The following is a 26,062-nucleotide window of genomic DNA, read 5'->3' as shown; positions in this document are numbered from 1 at the left end:
TGCCATGACGACATTATCTGATTTTCATCGAGACCGGGTGCGCGCGGTGCTCAGCGCCAGCCCGCTGGTGCCGGTGATCACCCTCAATCATCCTGATGAAGCATTGCCCTTGTGTCGGGCGCTGGTGGAAGGGGGAGTCAGGGTGCTGGAAATTACCCTGAGAACCCCGCACGGTTTGCCCGCGATCCGGCAGCTCCGTGAGGCGTTGCCGGAGGTTTGGGTGGGGGCCGGAACGGTGACCGGTGTTGAACAGTATCGTGCCGTCGAGGCGGCGGGTGCCCAGTTTGTTGTCACGCCGGGGGTCACCGGAGCGATCCTGGAGTTTGGCCTGACGTCGGAGGTGCCGTTGCTGCCGGGTATTGCAACAGTGTCCGAGCTGATGATGGGGTATGCGCTGGGCTATAGAGAGTTCAAGTTTTTCCCGGCGGCGGTATCCGGTGGTATTGCCGCACTGAACGCATTTGCAGGGCCTTTTGGTGATGTAACTTTCTGCCCGACCGGGGGCGTCCGTCGCAACACCGCGAAAGATTACCTGGCCTTGCCTAATGTCGCAGCGGTGGGCGGAACCTGGCTGACCCCCAAAGAAGCCGTCGCGGCGAAGAACTGGGGCGCCATCACCGAGGAAGTGCGGGGCAGTCTGCAGGATCTCTGAGGGCTTGCCTGGTGATCCTGATTCCTGCCCCGTGGTACCGGTGGTCGCAGACTCAGCGAATGTCCTGCCCGACCCGCACGATCTTCATGGTGTTGGTGCCACCCTGGGCATTGCCATAGTCCCCCTTGGTGACCACCACCAGGTCGCCGTCCTGGACCACGCCGCGCCGGATCAGCTCACCGATCCCGCGGGCATTGGTCTCCTCGGCGGGAATGGTGGCGGTATCAAACGGCACGGTCTGTACCCCCCTGTACAGGGCCACCCGGTGCTGGGTAGCGGGGTGGCGGGAGTAGGCAAAGATCGGCAGGCTTGATTTGATCCGCGACATCAGCAAGGGTGTCGCGCCGGTTTCGGTCATGCAGATGATGGCGGTTACCCCTTGCAAATGGTTGGCGGCATACATCGCTGACAGTGCGATGGCCTCGTCCACCCGTGACATGCTTTCGTGGATCCGGTGCTTGGACTGGTGCATGGAGGGGTGTCGCTCGGCTCCCAGGCAGATCCGCACCATGGCCTCGACCGCTTCTTTCGGGTAGTCGCCGACCGCGGTTTCGGCCGACAGCATCACCGCATCGGTGTAGTCCATCACGGCGTTGGCAACATCGGAGACCTCTGCCCGGGTCGGCATCGGGTTGTCGATCATCGATTCCATCATCTGGGTGGCGGTGATCACCACCTTGTTGAGGACGCGGGCGCGCCCGATGATGTGTTTCTGCACGCCAACCAGCTCGGCATCGCCGATTTCCACCGCCAGGTCACCGCGGGCGACCATGACCGCGTCGGAGGCTTCAATGACGGCATCCAGCGCTTCGGTGTCGTGGGCCAGTTCGGCGCGCTCGATCTTGGCTACCAGGCCAGCCTCGGAGCCTGCTTCCCGCAACAGGGCGCGGGCCACGTGCATGTCTTCGGCGGTACGGACAAATGACACTGCAACATAATCTGCGCCGAGGCGGGCAGCCGTTTTGATGTCTTCCCGGTCCTTGTCGGTCAGTGCGTTGGCGGACAGTCCGCCGCCGCGCTTGTTGAGGCCCTTGTTGTTCGAGAGCGGGCCGCCGATCAGCACCCGGGAGGTGATCGAGTGGTCATCCACCGACTGCACTTCCATCTCGATCCGGCCGTCATCGAGGACAAGGATGTCGCCGGGCTTTACGTCATTGATCAGTTGTTCGTAGTCGATGCCAACGGCGTGCTCGTTGCCGGCCTCTTTGTCCATGGTGGCATCAAGGGTAAATGTCTGGCCAGCCCTGAGGGTTACCTTGTTGTCGGCAAAGCGGGCAACCCGGAGTTTCGGGCCTTGCAGGTCGGCGAGGAGGGCAACGAACCGGCCCTGGGCGGCGGCAATGTCACGCACCCGGCGGGCGCGCTCCAGGTGATCCTCGGCGCTGCCATGGGAAAAATTGAGTCGTGTCACGTCAACACCGGCGGCAATGATGGCCGCAAGGGATTCCGGAGTATCGGTGGCGGGGCCGAGGGTGGCGACAATCTTGGTGCGCCTTAGCATGCTTGTATCCTTCTGTGCAGTGTCTGAGAGTCTGATGGTGGCAGTTGTTCGGTCCGGAGGCGGCTCGGGTTAGTGGCCGGCTTCCTGTTATAGTCATGTACAGGATTATTGTCTGCTGTCGTCTTGCTGGCAATGCGGGCCGCCCCGGATTTGGGGTCGCGGTTGACGGAGTTGCCGTGTGAATGTAGTAAATATATCAATTAAAGCCCGGAAGCATAATGTTTTCTGGTGGTTTGGTTGAAAAATGTATGTAAACTTTCGTTTATCGTCAAGCAGGTATTGATATCGTCCTGAGGAGAACCGTTATGCACCCCACGGTTGACAAGGTGACACGGCGCATTATCCAGCGCAGCCGGGCCACCCGCGAGGATTACCTGAACCGGATGAATGCACTGAAGGCCATCTCGCCACAGCGGGCGACCTTGTCCTGCGGTAATCTGGCGCATGGCTTTGCGGCGTGTCAGCAGAGCGACAAAGACACCCTCAAGCTGATGAACAAGGCCAATGTGGCCATAGTTTCCGCTTACAACGATATGCTTTCCGCCCATCAGCCCTATGCGACGTTCCCCGATGTCATTCGCCAGGCTGCCCATGGCATGGGCTCGGTAGCCCAGTTTGCCGGGGGCACACCCGCCATGTGTGATGGCGTGACCCAGGGCCAGCCAGGCATGGAACTGAGTCTGTTTTCCCGCGATGTCATCGCGATGAGTACCGCGGTGGCGCTCAGCCATAACATGTTTGATGCCATCCTGTTGCTGGGTATCTGCGACAAGATCGTACCGGGCCTGCTGATCGGTTCGCTGAGTTTCGGTTACCTGCCGACGGTTCTTGTCCCGGCTGGCCCGATGCCTTCCGGATTGCCCAACAAGGAGAAGCAGCGGGTCCGCCAGCTCTATGCTGAAGGCAAGGTGGGCAGGGACGAGCTCCTGGACGCCGAAAGCCGGTCCTACCATAGCCCCGGCACATGTACGTTTTATGGCACGGCCAACAGCAACCAGTTGCTGGTGGAAGTGATGGGGCTGCACCTGCCGGGCGCGGCATTCCACAACCCCGGTACCCCGTTGCGTGATGCGTTGACCCGCGCTGCCACGGAACAGGTGATCCGTTTGTCCAGGCCTAATGGCGGGACCCTCGGCCTGGCTGACATGGTGGATGAGAAGAGTATCGTCAATGCCCTGGTGGCCCTGCTGGTAACCGGCGGCTCCACCAACCATACCATCCACTGGGTCGCCATTGCCCGTGCGGCGGGGATCATCATCGACTGGAACGATTATGCGGAGCTGTCGTCGGCCGTCCCCTCCATGGCCCGGATTTATCCCAATGGCCAGGCGGATGTGAATGACTTTCACGAGGCCGGCGGCACGCCATTCCTGGTTCGGGAACTGCTCAACGGTGGCTACCTCCACAATGATGTGGAGACGGTAGTTGGCCACGGCCTTGAGCAATACACCCGGATGCCGGAGCTCAGCGGTGATCGGCTGGTTTGGACACCGGCCGCCACACAAACGGCAAACCCGGCGGTTCTCAGCAGTGCAAGCGAGCCCTTTGCGCCGGATGGTGGCCTGAAGGTGCTCGAGGGCAACCTGGGGCGGGGTGTGATCAAGGTCTCTGCCGTCGCGAAAGAGCATCACCGGGTTGAAGCACCCGCGGTGGTGTTCAATGATCAGAACGAACTGGCGGTGGCCTTCAATGCCGGCGAGCTGGACAGGGATTGCGTAGTGGTGGTGCGTTTCCAGGGCCCGAAAGCCAATGGCATGCCGGAACTGCACAAGCTGACGCCCTATCTGGGGGTATTACAGGATCGTGGCTTCCGGGTGGCCCTGGTTACCGATGGCCGTATGTCCGGAGCCTCCGGTAAGGTGCCGGCGGCCATCCATGTTTATCCGGAGGCGGTGGACGGTGGTCCGCTGGCCCGTGTCAGGAACGGCGACCGGATTTGTCTGGACGCCGACAAGGGCCGGCTGACCATTGCGCTGTCTGACGACGAGCTGGCCAGCCGGGAAGTGGCAACGGCGAACCTCGGCAGTCACCATGCCGGACTGGGACGGGAACTGTTTGGCTGGATGCGGCGGTCGGCCAGTACCCCGGAGCAGGGGGCAAGCTACTTCTGGAATCATCAGGCATGACCGCGCGGCCGTACGCCCTGGTGGGCGATGTCGGTGGCACCAATGCCCGCTTTGCCCTGGTGGCGCCGGGCGAGCTACAGCTGCGTGGGGTGGAGGTATTGCCCTGTGCCGGCTACGCCAATCTGGAGCATGCGCTTCGGGATTACCTGACCCGGGCGGATGGGATGGACGTGGTACAGGCGTGTCTTGCGGTGGCGTCGCCGGCGTCGGGTAACCTCGTCCGGATGACCAACAACCCGTGGTATTTTGACCGGGAGGCGCTGTGCAAGGCGTTCGGCTGGCGTGCCTTGAAGGTGATCAACGATTTTACCGCCATGGCGCTGGGGGTGCCCCACCTCGAACCCGGGCGGTTGGTACATGTTTGTGGCGGCCCGGGAGACCCGTCGCGGCCCCGGTTGGTGATGGGGCCGGGCACTGGCCTCGGGGTGTCCGGCCTGGTGCCGGCGAGCGGGGGGTGGATTCCCCTGATAACCGAAGGCGGGCATGTCGACTTTGCGCCGGTCGATGAGGCAGAAATGGCGCTGCTGCGCATCCTGCAGGCCAGGTTCGGACGGGTGTCGGTGGAGCGGATCCTGAGTGGCCAGGGGCTGTTGAATCTCTACCAGGCCCATGCCGAAATCGAGGGCATGGCCGCTCCGCTGACGACACCTGAACAGGTCACCCGCGCGGCGCAAGCGGGTGCTGACCTGCTGGCGCGGCGGACCCTGTGGCACTTCTGTGAGATCCTCGGTCGGGTGGCGGGTAATGCTGCACTGACACTCGGCAGCCAGGGCGGGGTGTATCTGTGCGGTGGCATCCTGCCTCGGATAATCGATTTTTTCCTGGCAAGCCCGTTCCGCAGAGGGTTTGAGGATAAGGGCCGGATGCGTCCGCTGATGGAGTCGACGCCGGTCTACCTGGTCACAGAAACCGCTACGGGCCTGCTGGGGGCCGCAGCGGCCCTGCAAAACCCGGCGGATGGTTAGTCACAAGGAGCCGAGTGGGAGACTGTTGATGGCTAATGATATCCAGGCGCTGCCGTTCCGCGAGCTGGTGCATCAGGTGCGCAGTTGCACCCTGTGTGCCGACAAGCTGCCGCTGGGTCCGCGACCGGTGATCCAGCTCAGTGAGGATTCAAAGATACTGTTGGTGGGGCAGGCGCCCGGGCGTCGGGTCCATGAAACCGGTCTGCCGTTCAATGATCCGAGTGGTGACCGGTTGCGACAGTGGATGGGGGTGACCCGGGACACGTTTTACGACGAAACCCTGATGGCGATCCTGCCAATGGGATTCTGCTACCCCGGTACCGGCAAGTCCGGTGACCTGCCGCCGCGCCCGGAGTGTGCGCCGGCCTGGCGGGAACTGCTCCTCGAGCGCCTCAGGTGCATCGAGCTCACCCTGGTGATCGGCCAGTATGCCCACGCCTGGCACCTGCCCAAGCCGAAGCAGCCGGTGACCGCGAATGTCCGCAACTGGCGGCGGTTCTGGCCGGACATCGTCCCGTTGCCGCATCCGAGCCCCCGCAATAACGGCTGGCTGAAGCAGAATCCCTGGTTCGAGGCAGAGGTGGTCCCGGCCCTGCAGGACCGGGTCAGGAGCATTCTCGGGCAGGCGGTGCACTCGCCGTTGCGCTAGCGCCGGCCCTGTCTGCCAGGTAGTCGGTCAGCGCCGCAACCTGGTCAGGGCTGGCGTAAAGGCCCTGCTTGGTCCGTCGCCACAACACGTCGCTGGCGGTCATTGCCCATTCATGCTCGGCCAGATAATCCACTTCCCGCTGGTACAGCGTTCCCAGGAAGCAGTGTCCGAGGTCGTCCAGGGTTTGCGCGCCGGCAAGCAACCGGAAGGCCTCGGTACCGTAGCTGCGGACATACCTGCGCCGCAACGGTTCGGGAAGCCAGGGACAGGATTCGCCGAGCTGTGCCAGTAGCTGTTCCGGCGTGTCAAAGTCGCCGCCGGGCAGCACGGCCTCCCGTGTCCAGGGTTTGCCGGCTTTGGGAAAGAACTGGCACAACCGGTCGGTCGCCGCCTCGGCCAGCTTGCGGTAGGTGGTGATTTTGCCGCCAAATACCGAAATCACCGGGGCAAGGTCCCGGTCACCGTCCACCTCGAAAGAATAATCCCTTGAAGCCTTCTGGGCAGGCTCGTTCTCATCGTCCATCAGTGGCCGCACCCCGGAATAGGACCAGATGACGTCACTGGCTTCGAGCTGACGCTTGAAGTGGGCATTGACGATATCCAGCAGGTACCGGGTTTCTTCCGGCGAGATCCTGGCCTGCCGCGGGTCTCCGTTGTACTCGACATCGGTGGTGCCGATGAGCGAAAAGGATTCCTCATAGGGAATCACGAACACGATACGTTCGTCCTCATTCTGCAGAATGTAGGCTTCGCTACCCTTGTTAAGGCGGGGCACGACGATATGGCTGCCTTTTACCATTCGGATCATCCTGGGCGGCGGCATCGCGAGGGCATCGCTGAAGACCTTGCTCACCCAGGGACCGGTGGCATTGACCAGGGCGCGTGCGGTCACTGCCTGCTGCTGGTTTGTCACTGTGTTTTCCAGGGTGACGGTCCAGCTCTGTGGGCCCCGGGCGGCATGGGTGCATTTGGTGCGAGTCCGGATGCATGCGCCGAGGGCAGCAGCCTTGCGTGCGGTGAGAACCACCAGCCTGGCATCGTCAACCCAGCCGTCGGAGTATTCGAAGCCACGGGTGATCTCCGGCTTCAGCGGGCCGCTGTCGTCAAAAGTGATTGCGCGGGAGCCGGGCAGCAATTCCCGTTTGGCAAGGTGGTCGTACAGGAACAAGCCTGTACGGATCATCCAGGCGGGGCGCAGGTGAGGGCGGTGGGGCAGGCGAAACCGCATAGGCCACATGATATGCGGTGAGTTGCGCAGCAGTGCTTCCCGCTCCGCGAGAGCCTCCCGCACCAGGCGGAATTCGTAATGTTCGAGGTAGCGCAGACCGCCATGAATAAGCTTGCTGCTGCTGGAGGAGGTGGCCGAGGCCAGGTCATCCATCTCGCAGAGCAGGACTTTCAGTCCGCGGCCTGCCGCATCCATGGCAATGCCGGCGCCGTTGACGCCACCACCGACCACTACCACATCAAAATCGTTCTGTTCCATGCCGGGCCACCGCTCCGTTATCGTCCTTTAATATTCCGATCCTTTCCGGGCCCGGACGCTGCCAATACCGGCATCGGGCCCTTCAGCATCAACGATAACATTAACTGTGGCTTTACTCAGATGATTTGACCGCTTCGCTCACAGGGAGGTGGGCTTGCCAGCCTCCCTGCGCTCGGCCTGCCACTCTTCCAGGGTTTGTGCGGCGTCGTTACCCGGCATCGAATCGATGATGTCGAAGTAATCGCTGCTGTAGGGGTCAGCAACAACCTTGTCGCGGGGATTGATTCTGACGACGTACACAGTCTGCACATTCTGGTGGTCAAAGGCGCGCCACTCCTGAGTGTCCTTGAGGAAACTGTAAGTGTGGCCCTCCAGTGCCTTGATGACAGCGCCGGTTTCGGTTGTGCCGGCACGCTCAACCGCATCCTTGTATTGGTACAGGATACTGTAGGCCGAGGCTGCGGAGGTGGACGGCCGCATGTCATAGCGCTGGGAGAAGGCTTCCACAAACTGCTTGCCACGAGGGTAGTCATACTTGTAGGGCACAGTCCAGACCCAGGGAGCAGCACCAACTACGCCTTCCATGATGGTGGGGCCAACCTGGCGGGCCATGCCGAGGGTCAGATTGGGTACCACGACCTGCATTTTCCTGGTAAGGCCCATGTCATGGGCGACCTTGAGGGCGCGTACCATGTCGTCCCCGAACAGCACCATCATCAGTACCTTGGCATTACTTTGCTCCGCCGCTTCCAGCGCCTTGCGAAAATCGGTGATCAGCGCTCTCGGGAAAGGCGTGGTCACGCCCTGGTGCATGCCGGAGTCTTCGGTGTTGGTAAATTTCCGGACGGATTTCTCGACGGACCAACCCCAGGTGTAATCGGAAGTGATGTAGAAATATTCTTCGCCAGCATGCTGTGCGTTGAGGTATTTGCTCAGGGCCTTTGCGGTCATCCAGGCATTGTAGGGTTCACGGAACATGTGCCTGTGGCCGGCACTGCCGGTGGTGGCATTGGAATAGGTTAGCGTGCCGAAGTAGATTCTGTCCCGCTCGCGCGCGGCATTTCCCGAGGCAATGGCTACCGCACTGGAAACGCCGCCGAACACCATCTGCGCGTCATGGCGGTCAATCAGCTCTGCCGTGTTGCGGGCACCTTTGTCGGGTTCGCCGGCACTGTTGCGGATAACCAGCTCAATCTGACGGCCGAGGATGCCGCCGGCATTGTTGATTTCTTCTACTGCCAGGAAGGCGGCCAGCCGTTGCTGCAGGCCCTGGTCGCTGTAGCGGCCGGTTTGCGGGTAGTTCAAGCCGATTTTCAGGGTTTCTGCCGCGACTGTTGCTGTCAGCAGCAGCATCAGCAATCCTGAAACCAGGAGCTTTTTGCCGTTCATTTGCCTTGTCCTCCATCACGATCTGCGCTGGCCGGGCTGCGGTCGCAGCCGGCGCTTTATGTTTTATAGAAAAGGGTGCTTTTGCGGGAGCTTTCTGTGAGCTGTCGGCTAGTGTCTGCCCAACCTGCAAGGTGAACAATCGGACTTAAGTTGCAAATCTGGTGGTGAGATGTAAGTGTTCGTAAGTTCATGTGAAATCTTTGACTTACGTCAGTTTTGCGAGGCGCCCGAAACGGCCCGGGGTCCCCGGTTGCAGAGCGCCATCAGCAAACTCACCGCGGCCGACGCGAGCAGTGCGCCGAGGAAGGGGCCAAGGGTGGGAATCCCGCCCGGAAAACTGGCGGCCTCCAGACCCTGCGCAATACTGCCGCCCCCCAGCCATCCCGGTACAATGGCTCCGAGCAGCCCGGCAAGACCTCCGGCCACCGCGGCCCGGGTTGACATGCGCTGCCAAAGGCCCAGTAAAACCGGAATGACGGCAGTGGCACACAGCAGATCGGCAATCAGGAACAAGCGCAGCACCGAAATGCCCTGCAGGGCAATCATTATGACGGGCACCATCAGCAGTACAGTCACCCAGCGCGCGGTGTTCAGGGACAGGCCCTGTTTCTCGGTGACCGCCAGGGACGCCAGGGCGTTCTGCAAGGTGTCCACTGAAGAGGCAACCAGGGTCAGCGCCAGGATCAGTGCCGGCAGGGTCAGCCAGGCCGGGGCGCCCGCCAGCAGCGCGAAAAAGGGAATCGGCGGAGTGCCGAGGTCGGTGCCACTGATGGCAGCGGCAATGCCGAGCCCACCGACTACCGCAACCACAATAACGGTGATCACGCCACCGAGCAGGGCGCCCTGGCCGAGCGCAGTATTATCCCGCGCTGCCCACAGGCGCTGCCAGTAACCCTGATGGAACAGATTGGCTGCCGTCACCGCGATCACCAGTGTCAGTGCCACACCGAGAGCAGCGGTGGCGGGTACCTGAGGCATGGCGGATACCTGACCCGCTTCCGGCAGCCGCGCGAGGGCGAAACCGCCAACAATAACCAGCAGGCCAATCAGCAGAAAGGCCTGCCAGCGGTCCGTTACCAGACTGGCCCGAAGGCCGCCCCAGGCGGTGTAGATCAGGGTGGCCACGGCCACGCCAATGACCGCCAGATTGCCGTTGACGCCGGACAGCATGCCGGTAATGGCACCGATTGCGGTCAGCTCGGCGGTGAGGAAGCACAGCATGTACAACACCGAAATCATTGCGACATACCGGCGCACTGCCCGGCCGTAGCACGCCTCGGCGAACTCCCCGATGCTACGTCCGCGGGGCAGGTGGCGACGGATTGCCGGGCCGAAAAAAGCAAAAACCAGGAACGGCAGGGCGGCGCCCACAGCATAGCCGGCAAGCGCCACCGGACCCACCAGGGCGCCGACTTCTGGCGGTGCAAACAAGATCCAGCCTCCCATGCCGGACGCCAGGAAGGACAACCCCAGGGCGCGCGCGCCCTGGCTGTTGCGGGCGGTGACGTAATCGTCGAGGTCGCCGCTGGCAAGCCGGGCTCTCAGCCCTAGCCAGGTAAACAGCAGAAGCGCGGTGGCGAGAGCGGCTATGGTGGTGTAAATCATCGGGTAGGTTCCTTTGGCGGTATGGGGCCGATGGCCTGCAACTATAGGACATTTTGACAGGCATCAACCGCTTATTCAGCTTATGCTTTATGGTAGGAAGCATCTTGCGGCAGGCAATCTCTGGCGATGCCACCCTGCCAGACCGGTCACCGGACCGTATAGAGGAATGGACCAATCCATGGAGTCGACGATGAGTAGCAGGCAATCGGAACTGGAAACCCTGAAAGCAGATCTGCAAGCCCGGCTGCGCCGGTTCGAAGCCCACCAGCGGCGGGAAGGCGGCGCCCTCGACAAGGACTTCGAAGAGCAGGCCACCCAGACCCAGAATGATGAAGTGGTCGACGGCCTGGAGAGCGAGGCCCGGGCCGAGCTGGTACAGGTTGAGCGGGCGCTGGAACGGATTCGTAACGGTCAGGGTGATGAATGCGAGCGTTGCGGTGCGGCTATTGACCCACGTCGCCTGCAGGTGCTGCCTTATACCACGCTGTGTGTTGACTGCGCTGACTGACTCTGCAGGCACGGGAAAGCGCATGCCCGGGCAGGCCGTTGTTTTCCAGACTCGCGGACTCACCAAGGTTTACGAACAGGGTGAAGTCCAGGTGCATGCCTTGCGTGGCATCGATCTGGATCTCTACGCCGGCGAGCTGGTGGTGATGCTGGGTGCCTCCGGCTCCGGCAAGTCGACGCTGCTCAATATTCTCGGCGGACTCGACGTGGCGACCGCGGGCAAGGTGTGTTATCGCGACATGGAGCTGAGTTCCGCCGGTGACCGGGAACTGACCCGTTACCGCCGCCATCACGTCGGCTTCGTGTTCCAGTTCTACAACCTGATTCCCAGCCTGACCGCGCGGGAAAACGTTGCCGCGGTGACCGAAATTGCCGAGGCACCGATGGCTCCCGAGGAAGCGCTCGATCTGGTGGGCCTGGGTAACCGCATGGATCACTTCCCGGCCCAGCTGTCAGGGGGAGAACAGCAGCGAGTGGCCATCGCCCGTGCTATCGCCAAGTGCCCGGAGGTACTGCTGTGCGATGAGCCCACCGGTGCCCTCGACTCGGCCACCGGCGTGCTGGTATTGGCGGCGCTCGACAAGGCCAACCGGGAGACCGGGACCACCACCGTGATTATCACCCATAACGCCTCCATTGCCGCCATGGCCGACCGGGTGATCACGCTGTCGGATGGCATGATCAGCGGTGAGCGTCGTAACGCCGAACGCCAGGATCCACGGACCCTGAGCTGGTGATGGCATGATCGGTTTCCGGGCCAGTGCCCTTCACACCAAGTTACGACGGGAAATCTGGCAAATGCGCGGCCAGGTGTTGGCGATTGCGCTGGTGATCGGAGGCGGGGTTGCAGTCTGCCTGATGTCCCTGGTGAATTATTCCTCGTTGCAGGCAACCCGCGCGCAGTATTACCAGGACCACCAGTTTGCCGATGGGTTTGTGTCCCTCAAGCGGGCGCCGCGCCATGTCCTCCAGCGGGTGGCACAGATTCCCGGCGTCACCCGGCACAGCGGACGGGTCGAAGGTACCGCCAAGCTGGAAGTGGCGGGGTTCACCGATCCGGTATCGGCGCGCCTGGTGTCGCTGCCGGATGCGGGGCAACCTGAGGTCAATCGGTTATTCCTCCGCCAGGGCCGCCTGCCGGACCCGGCCCGCAGCGACGAGATTGTGGTGATCGGCAGTTTTGCCGAAGCCCATGGGTTGATGCCGGGCGATGGCCTGGTCGCGATCATCAACGGCCGGCGTCAGCCCCTGCGGATCGTCGGCATTGCCGAGTCGCCGGAATTCGTCTACGTCATACCACCGGGGGGCATGTTACCGGATTACCAGCGCTACGGTGTGCTGTGGCTGGCCCAGGAAGCTCTGGCCGCGGCCATGGATATGCGGGGTGCGTTCAACAGTCTGGTGTTGCGGGTGGACCCTGCGTTTGCCGTGGCGGGGGTGGTCGACGCCCTCGACCGGGAGCTGGATCGTTACGGAGGCACGGGGGCCTTTGGCCGGGAGGACCAGTTCTCCCATCGGTTCCTCAACGATGAGCTGAATCAGCTGAAAACCATGGCGACCGTGTTCCCGCTGATTTTCATGAGCGTTGCCATGTTCCTGCTGAATGTGGTGATCAGCCGCCTGATCAGCACCCAGCGTGACATCATTGCGGTACTCAAGGCGTTTGGTTACAGCAACCGCCAGATCGGCTGGCATTACAGCCAGCTGGTCATGCTGATTGCGCTGATCGGTCTGCTGATAGGGGTAGCGTCCGGTATCTGGCTGGGGAACGGACTCGGTGAGCTGTATATGGAGTATTACCGCTTTCCCGCCCTGCTGTTCCGGGTCAACGTCTGGTGGGTGGCTGTGCTGGCACTGATCACTTTTGCGGTGGCTTTGCTGGCGGGCTGGCGGGCCATTCGCCAGGCGGCGATGCTGCCGCCGGCCGAGGCCATGCAACCGGAGGGCCCGGCGCGCTTTCGCATCAGCCGCATTGAGCGCCTGCTGTCCGGCGTCCGGTTGTCCCAGCCGTCGCGGATGATTGTCCGGCAGCTGTCCCGCCGGCCCGGACGCACGCTGATGTCCGTTCTTGGTATCGCCATGGCCACGGCCATCGTGCTGGTGGGGAATTTCCAGTTTGATTCGGTGTCGCTGATGGTGCACACCCAGTTTGCCCGCATCCAGCAACAGGACCTGGCTGTCACCCTGACGGATCCGGCCAGTGACGCGGTGCTGTTTGGTCTGGTACGCCAGCCCGGCATCAGATACGGCGAGGGCCGCAGAACCGTGGCGGTGCGGCTGGTGAACGGACACCGTCAGTGGCGCACCGCGCTTACCGGGATTCCGCTGGATGCCCGACTCCAGCATGTGGTGGATGCCGACCTGAATAATGTCAGCCTGCCGCCTGATGGTGTGCTGCTGACGGATTTCCTGGCCCGCGAGCTGGCCATTACGACCGGCGACCTGCTCCGGGTCGATGTTCTCGAGGGTGACCGGCGTACGCTGGTGATCCCGGTGGCGGGGATCACCAGCGAATACCTGGGAGTGGGTGCCTACATGACCCGGCAGGCGCTGAACCGGGTACTGGGGGAAGGTCCGGTGATCAATCAGGCATTGCTTAACGTGGATGCCGCACAGGCGGGCACCATTTACCGCGAGCTGCGGGAAACTCCGGGCGTGATGGCCATCAACATCCGCCAGGCCATGCTCGACAGCTTCTATGAAACCCTGGCCCGCACCTTCCTGACCTTCACGTTTTTCAATAGTCTGCTTGGCGGCATCATTGCCTTCGGGGTGATCTACAATACGGTGCGAATCTCGCTTGCGGAAAAGGGGCGCGAGCTGGCAAGCCTGCGGGTGCTGGGATACAGCCATCCGGAAGTCGCCCACATCCTGTTGGGTGAACTGGCGATACTTCTGCTGCTCGGAATTCCGGCAGGCTGGGCCATCGGCAACGGCCTTGCGCTGTTGATTGTCACCGCGATGCAGACAGAACTCTACCGGGTGCCGCTCACCATCACCGCGCAGACCCTGGCGTTTTCGGCCACCGTGGTGTTTGTTTCGGCACTGGCTTCCGGCGCCATCGCCTGGTGGCGGCTGCGGGGGCTGGATCTGGTAGCGGTGCTCAAAACCCGGGAGTGAACCGGTCGCTCCACAAAAAGGAAACGAGGTATGGCAACAGACAAACGGCGCACCCACCGATATCCCGTTGGTAAATGGCTGTTCTGGTCGCTGTTCGGTGTACTGGTGCTGGTTGCTCTGGGATATACCCTGCGCCCTGATCCGGTCTGGGTGGATCTGGCGGAGGTCAGCCGCGGGCCACTGGAGGTGACCATTGTGGAGGAAGGCCGAACGCGGGTTAAAGACCGTTACGTGGTCTTCGCGCCGGTTACCGGGTTCGTGCACCGGGTCGAACTGGACGTCGGTGACGAAGTCACCCCGGGAGAGTTGCTGACCCGGGTTGCGCCAATTCCGGCCAGTGTGCTTGATGCGCGCAGTCGCGCCGAGGCGGCAGCACGGATCGAAGCCGCACGCTCCGCATTGAATTCAGCAAGCCAGAAGGTCGGTGCGGTGCGGGCGGAGGCGCAGTTTGCCCGGCGCGAGTATGAGCGTCTCAAGGCCCTGCAGGCGTCTGACTACATTTCCGCCGAGCGATTGCAGCAGGCCGAGGCCGAGGCGGTCCGGGCCGAGGCCATGCTGCGCTCGGCAAGGTTTGACGAGGAGGTCGCCGCGCACGAGCTGGAGGCGGCCCGTACCCGGCTGGAAGTTTCGGCGGCCAGGTCCGGGCAAGACCAGCCGGTTGATCAGGTGGCCGTGCGCTCGCCGGTCAGTGGCGCGGTGTTGAACGTAGTCCGCAAGAGTGAGGGGGTTATTCAGGCGGGTGAAGCTATCCTCGAAGTGGGGGATCCGACCGCTCTGGAAGTGGTGGTGGATGTCCTCAGTTTTGACGCAGTCAAGCTGCAGCCCGGGTTGCCGGTGCGCCTGAAAGGGTGGGGTGGCCCGGTGCTGGAGGCCGTGGTGCGCCGGGTGGAACCGGTCGGATTCGAGGATATCTCCGCCCTCGGTGTGGAGGAGCAGCGGGTGCAGGTTATCGCCGATATGATGAGCCCGCGGGAAGGCTGGCAAATGCTTGGGGACGGTTATCGTGTGGATGCCGAATTCCTGCTATGGCAGGCTGAAGACGTTCTCCAGGTACCGAGCTCAGCCGTATTCCTGGGTGACGATGGCCCTGCCGTGTTTGCCGTGCAGGAGGACGTGGCCCGTCTCACCCGGATTCAGACCGGACGGGACAACGGCTTGATGACCCAGGTGACTGGCGGCCTTGCGCAAGGAAACCGGGTGGTCCGTCATCCTGACCGGCAACTGGAGGACGGTGTGCGGGTCCGGATTCGTTAGGGTACGCTAAATCGGCAAGGGGGACGTGCATGGGGAAGACCTGGTGGACAACCTGGTGGGCACCAGTGCTGTGGGTGCTGACCTTTCTGGGCGTGCTGGTCTGGTCGGGAATCCAACCGAAGGATCAGCTGACCTGGTTCCTCGAAGTGTCGCCGGCCATCGTTGGCTTCGCGCTGCTGGTGCTGACCTACCGGCGGTTTCCGCTGACCCCTCTGGTTTACCTGCTGATCCTGATCCATGCCGTGATCCTGATGGTGGGCGGTCACTATACCTACGCCGAGGTGCCGCTGTTTGACGCACTGCGCGACCTGCTCGGTGGTGACCGCAACAACTATGACAAACTCGGTCATCTGGCCCAGGGTTTCGTGCCAGCCCTGATTGCCCGCGAGCTGATGTTGCGGCTAGGGGTGTTTTCTTCCCGCCGCTGGATGAACTTTTTCATCATTTGTTTTTGTCTTGCGTTCAGCGCCTTGTACGAACTGATTGAGTGGTGGGTTGCCCTGCTCAGTGATGAAGCGGCCGAGTCGTTTCTCGGCACCCAGGGTTACGTCTGGGATACCCAATCCGACATGGCGCTGGCGTTACTGGGCGCCATACTGGCCCTTGGTCTGTTGGCCCGGTCTCATGACGGGCAGCTTGAACGGCTGTTGCGTCGTTGACCGATTTGCGGAAATTTATAGATAACAGGGAATCTTCGTCATGACTGAACCGTCCATCCCCGGAACCGATCCGGCAGGATTGCCAAAAAGTCAGGCCACTGGCCTGTTTCTCGGCCCCCTGTTCCTGTTGATTGCCCTGCTGGTGCCCGCCCCGGAAGGGATGGGGGAGCCGGCCTGGGCGGCTTTGGGGATGATGTTGCTGATGGCGACCTGGTGGTCCACCGAGGCGATCCCCATTCCGGTGACCTCGCTGTTGCCGATCGTACTGATTCCGGCGTTGGGACTGGGCAGCGTGGGTACGGCAACGGCGCCCTATGCCAATCCGATCATCTTCCTGTTCCTCGGCGGTTTCACCCTCGGCCTCGCCATGCAGAAGTGGAACCTGCACCGGCGAATAGCGTTGTTGACCCTGCGGGCAATGGGCAATCAGCCGCGCCGGCAGATTGCCGGGTTCATGCTGGCCACCGCGTTCCTCAGCATGTGGGTGAGTAACACTGCGACGGCCATCATGATGCTGCCCATCGGCCTGTCGGTGATTGCCATGGTAGACAGCGATAACCCGGAGGGCGTTCGCCGTTATGCCACGGCCTTGCTGTTGTCGATTGCCTACTCGGCAAGTATCGGTGGCATTGCAACGCTGATCGGGACGCCGCCCAACGCCCTGCTGGCGGCCTATCTCAGTGACAGCCAGGGAATCGCCGTCGGCTTTGCCCAGTGGATGTTGCTGGGAGTTCCGGTCACAGTGCTGATGCTGTCACTCACCTGGTGGTGGCTGACCCGCAAGGACTTCGCCCTGGGTCACAGCAGCGACAGTGGCCAGCTGATCCGTGAGGAGCTGGCCCGCCTTGGCCCGCTGTCAAAGGCGGAGAAGCTGGTGGCGTTGGTCTTTGTGCTGACGGCAACAGCCTGGATTTTCCGACCGCTGTTGTCCGGCGGCCCGATGTCGTGGCTCAGCGACACCGGAATTGCCATTGCTGCCGCGGTGGTGATGTTCCTGATTCCGGTGGACCTGAAGTCACGGACTTTCCTGCTGGACTGGCAGGCCGCCGAAAAACTCCCCTGGGGTGTGCTGCTGCTGTTCGGTGGTGGCCTCGCCATGGCCGGGGTGATCAGCAGCTCCGGGCTGGCGGAGTGGATTGCCCAGAGCCTGTCCGCCTACGGCACCTTGCCCGCGTTACTGATGATTGTGCTGGTCACTACGGTGATTATTTTCCTCACCGAAGTGACCAGCAATACCGCAACCGCAGCCGCTTTCCTGCCACTGCTCGGCGCCCTGGCCATTTCGCAAGAGGTTTCGCCACTGCTGTTCACCGTACCGGCAGCCATTGCAGCCAGCTGTGCGTTCATGATGCCGGTAGCCACCCCGCCCAACGCAATCGTGTTCTCCAGTGGCCACATGCGTATCGGCGATATGATCCGCAATGGTTTTGCCCTCAACATAATGGGCGTGATCGTGGTGACCCTGATCAGTTACCTGCTGCTGGGCTGGGTCTTCGCTCTGAACTGATCCCGGGCGGTTATCCGTACTGCCTGCTGGTGATATGAACCTGTTCGCAAAAACTGCCGTCAAGGCCCCTTCTGCAGCGACTGATTTGAGGCACAGTTATCTTTCAGGGTTCCGGGATTTCGGTATCGTACCGTAACAACATGTAACACAGCCCGATAACAAGAAGAACCACTGAAAATAACAAGGGAACTCTCCAGATCATGCTGTTGGTGCTTGCCGGATCGCTAATGACGTTTGCAATGGTTCAGGAAGCCACCGTTGCCGAACCCCATGACAAAGGGGTCATCGTAATCGAGCAGAAGGTCGACAGCGGTCCGGTGGAACTGCGCAACGATGTGCGGGTTGAACCCCTGGTGGAACAGAAGTACCGCAACATTGTGCGCCAGGCCTACGACTATAGTTGCGGCAGTGCCGCCCTCACAACAGTGCTGGCTTACTACCTTGGCCGTAACCTGACCGAACGCCAGGTGATGGAAGGGCTGCTGCATTACGGTGAGAGTGAGCGGATCGTCGAGCGCCGGGCTTTCTCCATGCTGGATATGAAGCGGCTGGTAACCGCGCTGGGCTATCCGGCCGGCGGATTCCGCGCCAGCATTGACGACCTGAAAGACCTGGACCACCCCGCCATCGTTCCTATCCACCATGCCGGATTCAAGCACTTCGTGGTACTGCGGACCATTCGCGATGGCCGGGTCTACCTTGCCGACCCCTCGGTCGGAAATATCTCGTTCACCCTCGGCCAGTTTGAAGAGAAATGGGACGACAACGTGCTGTTCATCGTTTTCCCGGGTAGCGAGAAGCCGCTGGATTTCCTGGAGCTCAAGGAAGAGGACCTGCGCTTTGTTGACGACCAGACCATGACGCTGCTGGCGATGCAGCAAATGCCGGCGTTTCACGAGGCAACGGAGCGGCGTATCCAGAACCTTCTCGAACGTCTCAAAAACAATCCCGACGGCAGTGTTGAAAATACCCGTAAGCAGCTGTTTTACCGTCGCAACTGACCCCGGATCCAGACCCGGGGACGGACTAAATTACAAAGAAAAATTAGGGAGCTGGGATGAATCGTTGGTTTGTGCGAGGTTTTGTCCTTTACTCCGTGGTGGGCTTGGTGCCCGCCATGGCAGTGGCACAGGATAGCAGTGTGGATCAGGCGCGGGAGGCGCTGGCCAAGCAGGAAGGTGACGAGGACTCTTCCCGTCAGCTCGAGGAAGTATTCCAGGCAGCAGAAAAGAACTACTCCCTGCAACGCAAGGGTACCCATGCGCTGACCTACTCGTTTGATTACTCCTACACCGGAGACCAGCGGCTGGATCTTGCCATTACGGATGGTTCGGTACGCAATCTCGACGTGGTGCCGTCGGCGACCCATAACTTCACCAATGCCTTTTCCTACGATTTCGGTCTGCTGGATAACCTGACGGTAGGGACCCGGGTGCCTCTGGTGGTCAAGTACGACACCCAGGATGAGCTCAGTATCTATGATCTCGGGGATGTGTCGTTCACCGCTCGCTGGCAGCCCTTCGCCTACGTGCCCGGCAAGATATCCACCACGGTGTTTTCCACACTGACCTCCAAGACCGGTGTCAGTCCCTACGAGATTGATATCAATGAACAGCTCTCTACCGGCAGTGGCTATTACTCGGTTTCCGGGGGGCTCAGCCTGTCGAAGGTACTTGATCCGGTCGTCGTGTTCGGTTCGGTGAGTGCCACCTATAACCTGCCGGAAGAGGACCTGCAGCAGGTCCGCGGTGCCCGCCTGCTGACGGAGGTGGAGCCCGGCTTCGGACTGTCCGGCTCCGGTGGCTTTGCCTACTCGTTGTCCTATGACATCTCCATGAGTATCTCGGTGCAACTGAGCTACAGCGACGAAACCTCGCTGACCTTCTCCGATGGCAGTGAGGCCGTTGCCCAGGACCAGATGACCGGATTTCTCAGCATGTCCCTGGGTACCCGGGTCAGCGATACCACCATCGTGAATACCAGTCTGGGTATCGGCCTTACCGAAGACGCGCCGGATTTCTCCCTCGGAGTTTCCCTGCCCATCAATTTCTCGGGTCTTAAAGACTGACCGGAACCGATGACGTCAAGCGGGAAGGGAAGGATTTCATGTTACTGAACAGACACAAGAAGCGGATTCTCGGGGGGCTCCTGGCCGCGTCCATTCCGTGGGGTGTCGAGGCGCAGCTCGCGCAGAACCTGACCATTCATCCCAAGGCGCTGGCTCTGGGGAATGCGGTTACGGCAGACCCGCCCGGCATTATGGCCATTCACTACAATCCGGCGGGCCTGACCAGGCTGGAAGACCGTCAGCTTGAAGTGAACCTGATGAGTGTCTACCTGGATATCGATGCGGATTTTACGGCCCCGGAAGGCTACGAGATCTTTGGCATTGATGGTCTCGAGACCGACCCGCTCACCGGCAAGCAACGGGATCCGGTTGCCAATTCGCACAGCCATACCAATAACGTCGCACTTTACGTCCCCGGTTACGGCATCCTGCGGTTACCGCCAGGACCGGCACTGGCGCCGTCGGCCGGAATCAGTGTGAATCCGCCGGGTTCCAAACTGACCTTTGCCAATGCCTTCTATCTGCCTATGGCGGCGGGGTTTTACCGGGAAAAGAACGACCCCGGCCGATACCAGCCCCAGGCCACGGCGCTGCAACGCACCACGTACCTGGCGCCGAGCGTGGGCTATGAAATCAATGACGAATGGTCTGTGGGCGCCGGTATTCACCTGTCCCACATGGGCATTGCCGCAGACCAGTACATGCGGGCGCCAAACTTGCTGCTCGGGGTCGCGGAGATCCTGCAGGATGCGTTCAACTGCGAGAGTGGCGATGAGCCGCTGCAACCCTGGCTGGCCCTGTGTGGCGGCAACGTCGGGCCTTGGGACGACATCGGTGCGCTCAATATCAACGTTCAGGAAACCCTGTCGCCCACCTATGCCCTGGGGGTGATGTGGGAGCCCACCGACTGGTTCACCTGGGGGGCGAGTTACACCTCCGAAGCCGACATGAACCTCAAGGGCACCTTTGAAATCGAATACACCGATGACTGGTCGGGGTTCTGGCAAAGTGTCAACGGTTCGGTCCTGGGGGCGATCACCTCCGCCATCCTCAGTCTGCCGTCCGGGGCACCGCGGGAGGCCGGGAACGTCAGCATGGACCTGGTCTATCCGCAGCATTTCCAGACCGGGATCAGTGTGGATGTGCATCCCAGGCTGACGCTGAATGTGGATGTGGGCTGGACAGACTACAAGCAGTGGGACGCTTTCGTGTTCCGCTTCGATCGCAACCTGGAGTTCCTCAACGCGGCGCGGATCCTGTCACCGGATAACGCCACGCCCAATACCTTGCGGTTGCCGCTCGGCTTTACCGACCAGTGGAACTGGGCGTTTGGCATGGAGTTCCACGCCTCCAGCCGCCTCGACCTGCGGGCCGGGGTCGAAATCCGGGATTCGGTGATTCCCGATGACCAGCGCCAGGTCATGGCACCGTTTGGCGGCGCCAACCTGTACAGCGTGGGCATGGGCTATAAATGGGACAAGGACACCGAGATCGACATGAACCTCAGTTACCTGCATTCGGTGGAGACCATTCCGGCAGATACCAGTTGCAACGTAAACTGTGACAACATCACCAACATCATCTACAACCCCTACGCGGGGCTCGATGTCAAAACTTCCCTGCGGGTCGTTATGGCGGGCTTGAGTTTCCGTACCAAGTTCTGATGGCCCGGGGAGGGCAGGCCGGACTGTGATCATCGATCATCAAACACACCATCCCGCACCATCCCGGGTCGGGTTGGTTGCGCTGATCGCCACACTGTTGGTATCGGGCTGTGTGGCCGGTGGCGGCGCCCCCCCCGACAAGGCGGGCTACTACACCTGGGTGGACGAGCAGGGGCGGGTGCACTCCAGCCCGGTGCCACCGGGCGATGCCACCCCCGATCGCGAGATGTCGACCAAAGAGGCGTCGGCCCGGGCAGGCGAGGCCGGCGGATCACCGGTTGAGCCGGGGGAGACCGGGCCCGGAGGCCGGGTAATCGGGCAGCTGGCGCCGGAAGACGAATACACCCTCGAAAACTACCCGGACGGCGATGAACTCGAAAAGCAAGGCTACATCCGCCCTGGCGAGCCTTTGCCCTACTTCACCTGGCGGGATGCCGAAGGCAATATCCGCGTCAGTTACTACCGTCCGGACACTCGTTCCGACGTCGAGAAGGGTCGGGTCAAGCCCCCGCTGAAGCTGACTGTTGCCAGCATCTACCGTTCCGGGGGTGCCACCGCGACTCCGGGCACCGGGCCGGACGTTGATGACCGCGAAGGCCCCGGGCAACGCGGCGAAACCGGTCGGGAGCCGGATGCGTACGCCATCCTGGGCATCGAGCGGTCGCAGGAGTCGTTCTTTGATCGCTGGGCCGAGGCCTGCTGTGATGGGTTGTCGCTGGCTGCGGCCGTTTCCTGGCAACCGGACCGTGAATTCAGGGTCGTGGTTGCGGCGGACTCGACAAGCTACCCGTTTGCGACGGGCCAGAGCCGCTATCAGCTGGTCCGACTGCCGGATGCGCAGACCGCCGGAGACTTTGTGGTGCGCCTGCGCTCGTTTGCCAGCGACGGGGTCTTCGTGCCGTCCCTGGCATTCCTGGACGAGGACCTCAGACCGCTCCGCATTGTCACTGACCTCGTTGCTGGCTACACCCCCGAATCCTGGCACCGTCATGGCTTTCTGGAGTCCTTGGTTCCTGTGTTCCCCAGCGAAGGTGAGCACTGGCTACTGATGTTCACTCGTCCGGAAGATGCGGCCGGCCAGACGGTAATTGAGGACAAGCGCGGTCCCAGAGTCATTCCCCATCGCGGTTTCGGAGAGCTCAGCCTTACCTCCATGACATCGGGCGATTAGGCAGCCTCAGTCCTCGGGTTGGCCAAGGTCGAGCCATGGCTGTGACAGCCAGTAATAGCGGCCGTTGCCATCCGGCAAGGTGCAGTTATAGCGGAAGCGTCGACTGTTCACGGCCTTCGGTGCCTTTACGGCAATCAGTCCCTGTTCCTCCCGGGTGTGGCCAATGCGGCCCTGACCGGAAGCAAAACAGCTCAGGCGCCCGGCATCCAGTGGCTCTGCAAGGGTGAAGGTCAGCAGCGGCGGGTTCTGATCGATAACACTGTCGGGCAGGTTGCTGGCAGTTACCGGTAATGCCCGGCTGGTCAGCTTGTGTTCCAGGCTGTCGAGCTGGCCGTAGGCATTCGCCATCGGGAACCGGGGTAGTCGAGTCGCGACGGATGTGCTGCCTACGGGGCCAGAGTGCTGGCCGAAGCCCAGCCAGCCGCGGTCGGCAACTGCGCGCTGCAGCTCCCGGTCAAACTCGCCATACGGGAAGGCAAACAGCGGTACTGCCTCACCCAACTGCTGTTCCAGTGTCTGTTGGGCCTGATCAAGGCTGCGGTTGATCCGTTGTTGCCAGTGCTGTTCCGATTCCTCCGGGCGACGGGCCAGGTGGCCGTGGTCTTCGCTGTGGTTGGCGATGGTCACGCCCGGCTCCGCAGCCAGGGTTTGCAGCTGACCCCAGCTCATATAGCCAGACTGGCCTATGGCGCCGGTGTTGACAAAGACCGTATAGGGAAAACCATACTCCCGCAGCCGCGGTGCGGCCTCCTGCAGTACCGAGAGGTAGGCGTCATCAAAGGTCAGTGCGACCTGCTGACGACTCTCCAGCTCGCCGTTCAGTGCCGCCCTGGTCCCTTGTTCGAGGGGCACCACCTCCAGATCCAGCTGCCTGATCAGGGCCAGTTGGGCGTCGAACAGTGAAGTACTGGTCGTGGTGGCCGGAGGGGTGCTGTCGCTGATGTGGTGGTATTGCAGGATTGCCAGGTCTGCGCGGGCGCTAAGCGTCGCCAGCGTGAACAGAGTGAAGGCCGTGTTACGAAACAGAGTGCGGGATGTCGTCATGGCGTTATCGAGTCCGTTGCAGTCGGTGAGCAGATTGGAGCCGGCAGCAGGTCAGCGGAAGTGCTGTTTCAGTATGGCAAAAGCCCGGTTGAGGTCCTGCAGGCGGGCGGTGTCGCCGCCACGGTCCGGATGCGCCTGCATGACCGCCCGGCGAAAGCAGTATTTGGCCTCGGTGAGATCGCGGGGCACTGCGGCAAACCCGAGTACCTGTGCCGCGGCGAGGGTTTCCTGACCGTCCGGTGTCCCGCCGGAGCGCCCGGCGCGGAAGTCCGCCATCATGGCCAGAATCGCCTCCTCCGGCAACGCGAGGCGGTCGAGGTCGAGGTAAAAGGCTCGCAGTGGATCGGTGGAGGCCAGGGGGCCATCACCGGCGACGACCGGGCTGTGATGCAACCGGATGTTCAGCGGCGAGACCTCGACGATCTCGCCCTGGTCGGCAAGCTGGTCCCGTAGCCGGTAGAGCACATGGAACAGCAGGAAGTGGACCGGATAGAGCTTCGCCGGATCACGAAAACTGACCGGCTCCAGCAGTTGCCAGGGCGGTTGCTGGAGCTGTCGGATCAACGCCAGTTCGCTGAAACCTTGCGGTCGGCGTCGCAGTTCCGCTTCCACTGCAACGAGCAGGTGCTGGATTTGTAAATCGAGGTCGGCGGCTGCCGGGGCTGTTGACGTCGTCGGGGCGGGAATCATGGGTCTATGGTAGGCGAGAGGGCAGGATTACGGAAGGGGCGGGTTGCAGACACTACCTACGGCCGTAACCTGTCACTCGTGTCCGCTCAGGCGTATAATCGCCCGCTCATTGAACTGTTGCATGAAGCCGCTATGTCCGAAGCTATGATTGTCTCTGCCGAAAACACCGTTACCTCCGACGCCGAACGCACGCAAAAGCTGGAACTGAATAAACTTCAGAAGCGCCTGCGCCGGGACGTGGGCCAGGCTATTGCGGACTTTTCGATGATCGAAGCAGGCGATAAGGTGATGTGCTGTCTCAGTGGCGGCAAGGACTCCTACGCCATGCTCGATATCCTGCTCAACCTGCAGAAGAGCGCACCGGTTGCCTTCGAGATCATTGCGGTCAACCTGGATCAGAAGCAACCCGGTTTCCCCGAGGACGTCTTGCCCGGTTACCTGGCAACGCTGGGCATCGAGTACCACATCATCGAGAAGGACACTTACAGCATCGTGAAGGACAAGGTGCCCGAGGGCAAGACCACCTGTGGGCTATGCTCGCGCTTGCGCCGCGGTATCCTGTATAACTTTGCCGAAGAGCACGGTGTTACCAAGATTGCCCTGGGGCATCACCGGGATGATCTGCTGGAAACCCTGTTCCTGAACATGTTCTATGGTGGCAAGCTGAAGTCGATGCCACCGGTCCTGCACAGTGATGACGGCCGCAATACAGTGATCCGCCCCATGGCCTATTGTCGCGAGAAAGACATTGCGCGGTATGCTGCGTTGCAACAGTTTCCGATCATTCCCTGCAATCTTTGCGGCTCCCAGGACAATCTGCAACGCCAGGTAATCAAGGAGATGCTGCAGGGCTGGGACAAGCAGCATCCGGGCCGGCTGGAAACCATGTTCCGTGCACTGTGTAATGTGGAGCCTTCGCATCTGGCAGACCCCTCATTGTATGACTTCCGGGAAGGTCGTCGTATTGGCGAGCCCGCCCAGGGTGCCGTGGGGCAGGTGATGGCAGCGGGTGAGCCCGATTTTGGCCGCCTTGATGTGCTGAATATCTGACGGCAGTCGTTACAGGTTGTGGTTGGTCGATAACAGCATCATCAGTGGCAGGGTCCAGATGCCGAATACGATCAACAGGGCTCCGGACAGTTTGCGAAACCACGGGCTGCCCCTGAGCTGGCGGATGGCGCCGGCGGCATAGCCGGTGGCGAGCATGGCTGGCAGGGTTCCGAGCCCGAAAAACAGCATGGTTGTAGCCGCGCTTGCTACCGTCGGTTGCAGGGCCGCCCATCCCAGGGTGCTGTAGACCAGCCCGCAGGGCAGCCAGCCCCAGAGGGCGCCAAGGGCAAGGGCCTGGCTGGCCCGGTGCACCGGAATGAATCGACGGGTGACCGGAGCCAGGCGTTGCCATACGGGTGCGCCCAGTTTTTCCACTTTCTGGATGCCGTGCCACCACTGTCCCATCGACAGACCCATAAGGATCAGCAGAACGCCGGCCAGAGTCCGGAACAGTGGCGCCAGCTGGGTCCACTGGGCGGCGGCGTTGGTGCTGAGTAAAGCGATGGCGGTGGCCAGCAGCACATAACTGGCGATACGCCCGCCGTTAAAAGCCAGCAACAGCAGGCTCTGGCGCCAGCGGAAGCCCCGGCCCACCGGCAGCGTCATCGACAGCGAGGCACTGATGCCGCCGCACATTCCCAGGCAGTGGGTGCTGCCAAGCAGCCCGATCAGGAACGCGCTGGAATAGCCCAGGTAAAGCTCGCCACTCACTGTTTCCGGGTGTCCCTGGTTTCGGAGCGGTCCGCTGCGGCCTTCTCATTTCCGGTCTTGGCATCGTCCGGAATCATGTCCTTGTCGTCATCGTAGAGGATGCGGTGCGCCGGGCCGTCGAGATCGTCGTACTGGCCATTCTTCACGGCCCAGTTGAACAGCACGACGCCCAGGGCGACCAGGATCAGGGTCACCGGCACCAGAATCATTAAAATCTGCACAATTGCACCTCACGGTTCGTGGG

At 61.7% G+C, this 26,062-nt stretch carries 23 protein-coding genes; 15 read left to right on the top strand and 8 right to left on the bottom strand.

Annotated elements, in window-relative coordinates; genetic code table 11:
• The first annotated feature begins 4 nt into the window (after positions 1 to 4).
• Entirely contained in the window at positions 5 to 652 is a 648-nt protein-coding gene (locus CLH61_RS04560; protein WP_099613521.1) for a bifunctional 4-hydroxy-2-oxoglutarate aldolase/2-dehydro-3-deoxy-phosphogluconate aldolase, read from the top strand.
• A gap of 52 nt (positions 653 to 704) precedes the next feature.
• Here the strand turns inward: CLH61_RS04560 and pyk are convergent, their stop codons facing one another.
• The gene (pyk, locus tag CLH61_RS04555; protein WP_099613520.1) at positions 705 to 2,153 is read right to left on the bottom strand and encodes a pyruvate kinase; all 1,449 of its coding nucleotides are present in this window, start codon (positions 2,151 to 2,153) and stop codon (positions 705 to 707) included.
• A 305-nt stretch (positions 2,154 to 2,458) separates the two neighbouring features.
• On the opposite strand from pyk, the gene edd reads away from it, so the two are divergent.
• Genes edd through CLH61_RS04540 form a run of 3 tightly spaced genes read left to right on the top strand, consistent with a single transcriptional unit; the run spans position 2,459 to position 5,893 of the window.
• On the top strand, positions 2,459 to 4,279 hold the full coding sequence (edd, locus tag CLH61_RS04550; RefSeq protein WP_099613519.1) for a phosphogluconate dehydratase: 1,821 nt from the start codon (positions 2,459 to 2,461) through the stop codon (positions 4,277 to 4,279).
• On the top strand, positions 4,276 to 5,244 hold the full coding sequence (gene glk / locus CLH61_RS04545; protein ID WP_099613518.1) for a glucokinase: 969 nt from the start codon (positions 4,276 to 4,278) through the stop codon (positions 5,242 to 5,244). The genes edd and glk overlap by 4 nt, the downstream gene beginning before the upstream one ends.
• A gap of 28 nt (positions 5,245 to 5,272) precedes the next feature.
• Positions 5,273 to 5,893: a uracil-DNA glycosylase family protein gene (locus tag CLH61_RS04540; protein WP_099613517.1), complete on the top strand. Its 621-nt coding sequence runs from the start codon at positions 5,273 to 5,275 to the stop codon at positions 5,891 to 5,893.
• Here CLH61_RS04540 and glpD read toward each other — a convergent pair.
• The 3 genes from glpD to CLH61_RS04525 form a co-directional block, all read right to left on the bottom strand.
• Positions 5,850 to 7,379, bottom strand: coding sequence for a glycerol-3-phosphate dehydrogenase (glpD, locus tag CLH61_RS04535; RefSeq protein ID WP_099613516.1), 1,530 nt, complete (start codon positions 7,377 to 7,379; stop codon positions 5,850 to 5,852). The genes CLH61_RS04540 and glpD overlap by 44 nt on opposite strands.
• A gap of 138 nt (positions 7,380 to 7,517) precedes the next feature.
• Positions 7,518 to 8,768, bottom strand: a complete 1,251-nt coding sequence (locus tag CLH61_RS04530) for a substrate-binding protein (protein ID WP_099613515.1) — start codon at positions 8,766 to 8,768, stop codon at positions 7,518 to 7,520.
• A gap of 210 nt (positions 8,769 to 8,978) precedes the next feature.
• The gene (locus tag CLH61_RS04525) at positions 8,979 to 10,373 is read right to left on the bottom strand and encodes a sodium:solute symporter family transporter (protein ID WP_099613514.1); all 1,395 of its coding nucleotides are present in this window, start codon (positions 10,371 to 10,373) and stop codon (positions 8,979 to 8,981) included.
• A 190-nt stretch (positions 10,374 to 10,563) separates the two neighbouring features.
• On the opposite strand from CLH61_RS04525, the gene CLH61_RS04520 reads away from it, so the two are divergent.
• From CLH61_RS04520 to CLH61_RS04475, 10 genes are all read left to right on the top strand, one after another.
• A complete protein-coding gene (locus CLH61_RS04520; RefSeq protein ID WP_099613513.1) occupies positions 10,564 to 10,881 on the top strand; it encodes a TraR/DksA family transcriptional regulator in 318 nt (105 codons plus the stop codon).
• A 22-nt stretch (positions 10,882 to 10,903) separates the two neighbouring features.
• Entirely contained in the window at positions 10,904 to 11,617 is a 714-nt protein-coding gene (locus tag CLH61_RS04515; protein ID WP_099613512.1) for an ABC transporter ATP-binding protein, read from the top strand.
• A 4-nt stretch (positions 11,618 to 11,621) separates the two neighbouring features.
• Positions 11,622 to 14,000, top strand: coding sequence for an ABC transporter permease (locus CLH61_RS04510; protein WP_099613511.1), 2,379 nt, complete (start codon positions 11,622 to 11,624; stop codon positions 13,998 to 14,000).
• A 30-nt stretch (positions 14,001 to 14,030) separates the two neighbouring features.
• The gene (locus tag CLH61_RS04505; RefSeq protein WP_099613510.1) at positions 14,031 to 15,254 is read left to right on the top strand and encodes an efflux RND transporter periplasmic adaptor subunit; all 1,224 of its coding nucleotides are present in this window, start codon (positions 14,031 to 14,033) and stop codon (positions 15,252 to 15,254) included.
• A 29-nt stretch (positions 15,255 to 15,283) separates the two neighbouring features.
• On the top strand, positions 15,284 to 15,913 hold the full coding sequence (locus CLH61_RS04500; RefSeq protein WP_099613509.1) for a DUF2238 domain-containing protein: 630 nt from the start codon (positions 15,284 to 15,286) through the stop codon (positions 15,911 to 15,913).
• A gap of 40 nt (positions 15,914 to 15,953) precedes the next feature.
• Positions 15,954 to 17,420 carry an SLC13 family permease gene (locus tag CLH61_RS04495; RefSeq protein ID WP_099613508.1) on the top strand — a complete coding sequence of 489 codons (1,467 nt, stop codon included), beginning with the start codon at positions 15,954 to 15,956 and terminating at the stop codon, positions 17,418 to 17,420.
• Between the two features lie 200 nt (positions 17,421 to 17,620).
• Positions 17,621 to 18,421 (top strand): C39 family peptidase, encoded by an 801-nt coding sequence (locus CLH61_RS04490; protein WP_099613507.1) that lies wholly within the window; start codon positions 17,621 to 17,623, stop codon positions 18,419 to 18,421.
• Positions 18,422 to 18,477: 56 nt separating this feature from the next.
• Positions 18,478 to 19,488 carry a flagellar protein FilC gene (locus tag CLH61_RS04485; protein WP_099613506.1) on the top strand — a complete coding sequence of 337 codons (1,011 nt, stop codon included), beginning with the start codon at positions 18,478 to 18,480 and terminating at the stop codon, positions 19,486 to 19,488.
• 38 nt (positions 19,489 to 19,526) lie between these two features.
• Positions 19,527 to 21,152 (top strand): OmpP1/FadL family transporter, encoded by a 1,626-nt coding sequence (locus CLH61_RS04480; RefSeq protein ID WP_099613505.1) that lies wholly within the window; start codon positions 19,527 to 19,529, stop codon positions 21,150 to 21,152.
• 25 nt (positions 21,153 to 21,177) lie between these two features.
• Positions 21,178 to 22,323: a MalM family protein gene (locus CLH61_RS04475; RefSeq protein ID WP_228152526.1), complete on the top strand. Its 1,146-nt coding sequence runs from the start codon at positions 21,178 to 21,180 to the stop codon at positions 22,321 to 22,323.
• A 6-nt stretch (positions 22,324 to 22,329) separates the two neighbouring features.
• Here the strand turns inward: CLH61_RS04475 and CLH61_RS04470 are convergent, their stop codons facing one another.
• A complete protein-coding gene (locus CLH61_RS04470; protein ID WP_099613504.1) occupies positions 22,330 to 23,367 on the bottom strand; it encodes a polysaccharide deacetylase family protein in 1,038 nt (345 codons plus the stop codon).
• A gap of 51 nt (positions 23,368 to 23,418) precedes the next feature.
• Positions 23,419 to 24,057, bottom strand: a complete 639-nt coding sequence (locus tag CLH61_RS04465) for a DNA-J related domain-containing protein (protein ID WP_099613503.1) — start codon at positions 24,055 to 24,057, stop codon at positions 23,419 to 23,421.
• 144 nt (positions 24,058 to 24,201) lie between these two features.
• Here CLH61_RS04465 and ttcA point away from each other — a divergent pair, with 144 nt between their 5' ends.
• Positions 24,202 to 25,107 carry a tRNA 2-thiocytidine(32) synthetase TtcA gene (gene ttcA, locus CLH61_RS04460; protein WP_456085550.1) on the top strand — a complete coding sequence of 302 codons (906 nt, stop codon included), beginning with the start codon at positions 24,202 to 24,204 and terminating at the stop codon, positions 25,105 to 25,107.
• A gap of 9 nt (positions 25,108 to 25,116) precedes the next feature.
• Here the strand turns inward: ttcA and CLH61_RS04455 are convergent, their stop codons facing one another.
• Positions 25,117 to 25,818 (bottom strand): sulfite exporter TauE/SafE family protein, encoded by a 702-nt coding sequence (locus CLH61_RS04455; RefSeq protein WP_099613501.1) that lies wholly within the window; start codon positions 25,816 to 25,818, stop codon positions 25,117 to 25,119.
• On the bottom strand, positions 25,815 to 26,027 hold the full coding sequence (gene ccoS, locus CLH61_RS04450; protein ID WP_407657552.1) for a cbb3-type cytochrome oxidase assembly protein CcoS: 213 nt from the start codon (positions 26,025 to 26,027) through the stop codon (positions 25,815 to 25,817). Before ccoS ends, CLH61_RS04455 begins: the two co-directional genes overlap by 4 nt.
• Positions 26,028 to 26,062: the final 35 nt, after the last annotated feature.

Source organism: Marinobacter profundi, assembly GCF_002744715.1.
GTDB lineage: Bacteria > Pseudomonadota > Gammaproteobacteria > Pseudomonadales > Oleiphilaceae > Marinobacter > Marinobacter profundi.
This window is presented reverse-complemented; position numbering and strand designations above follow the sequence as displayed.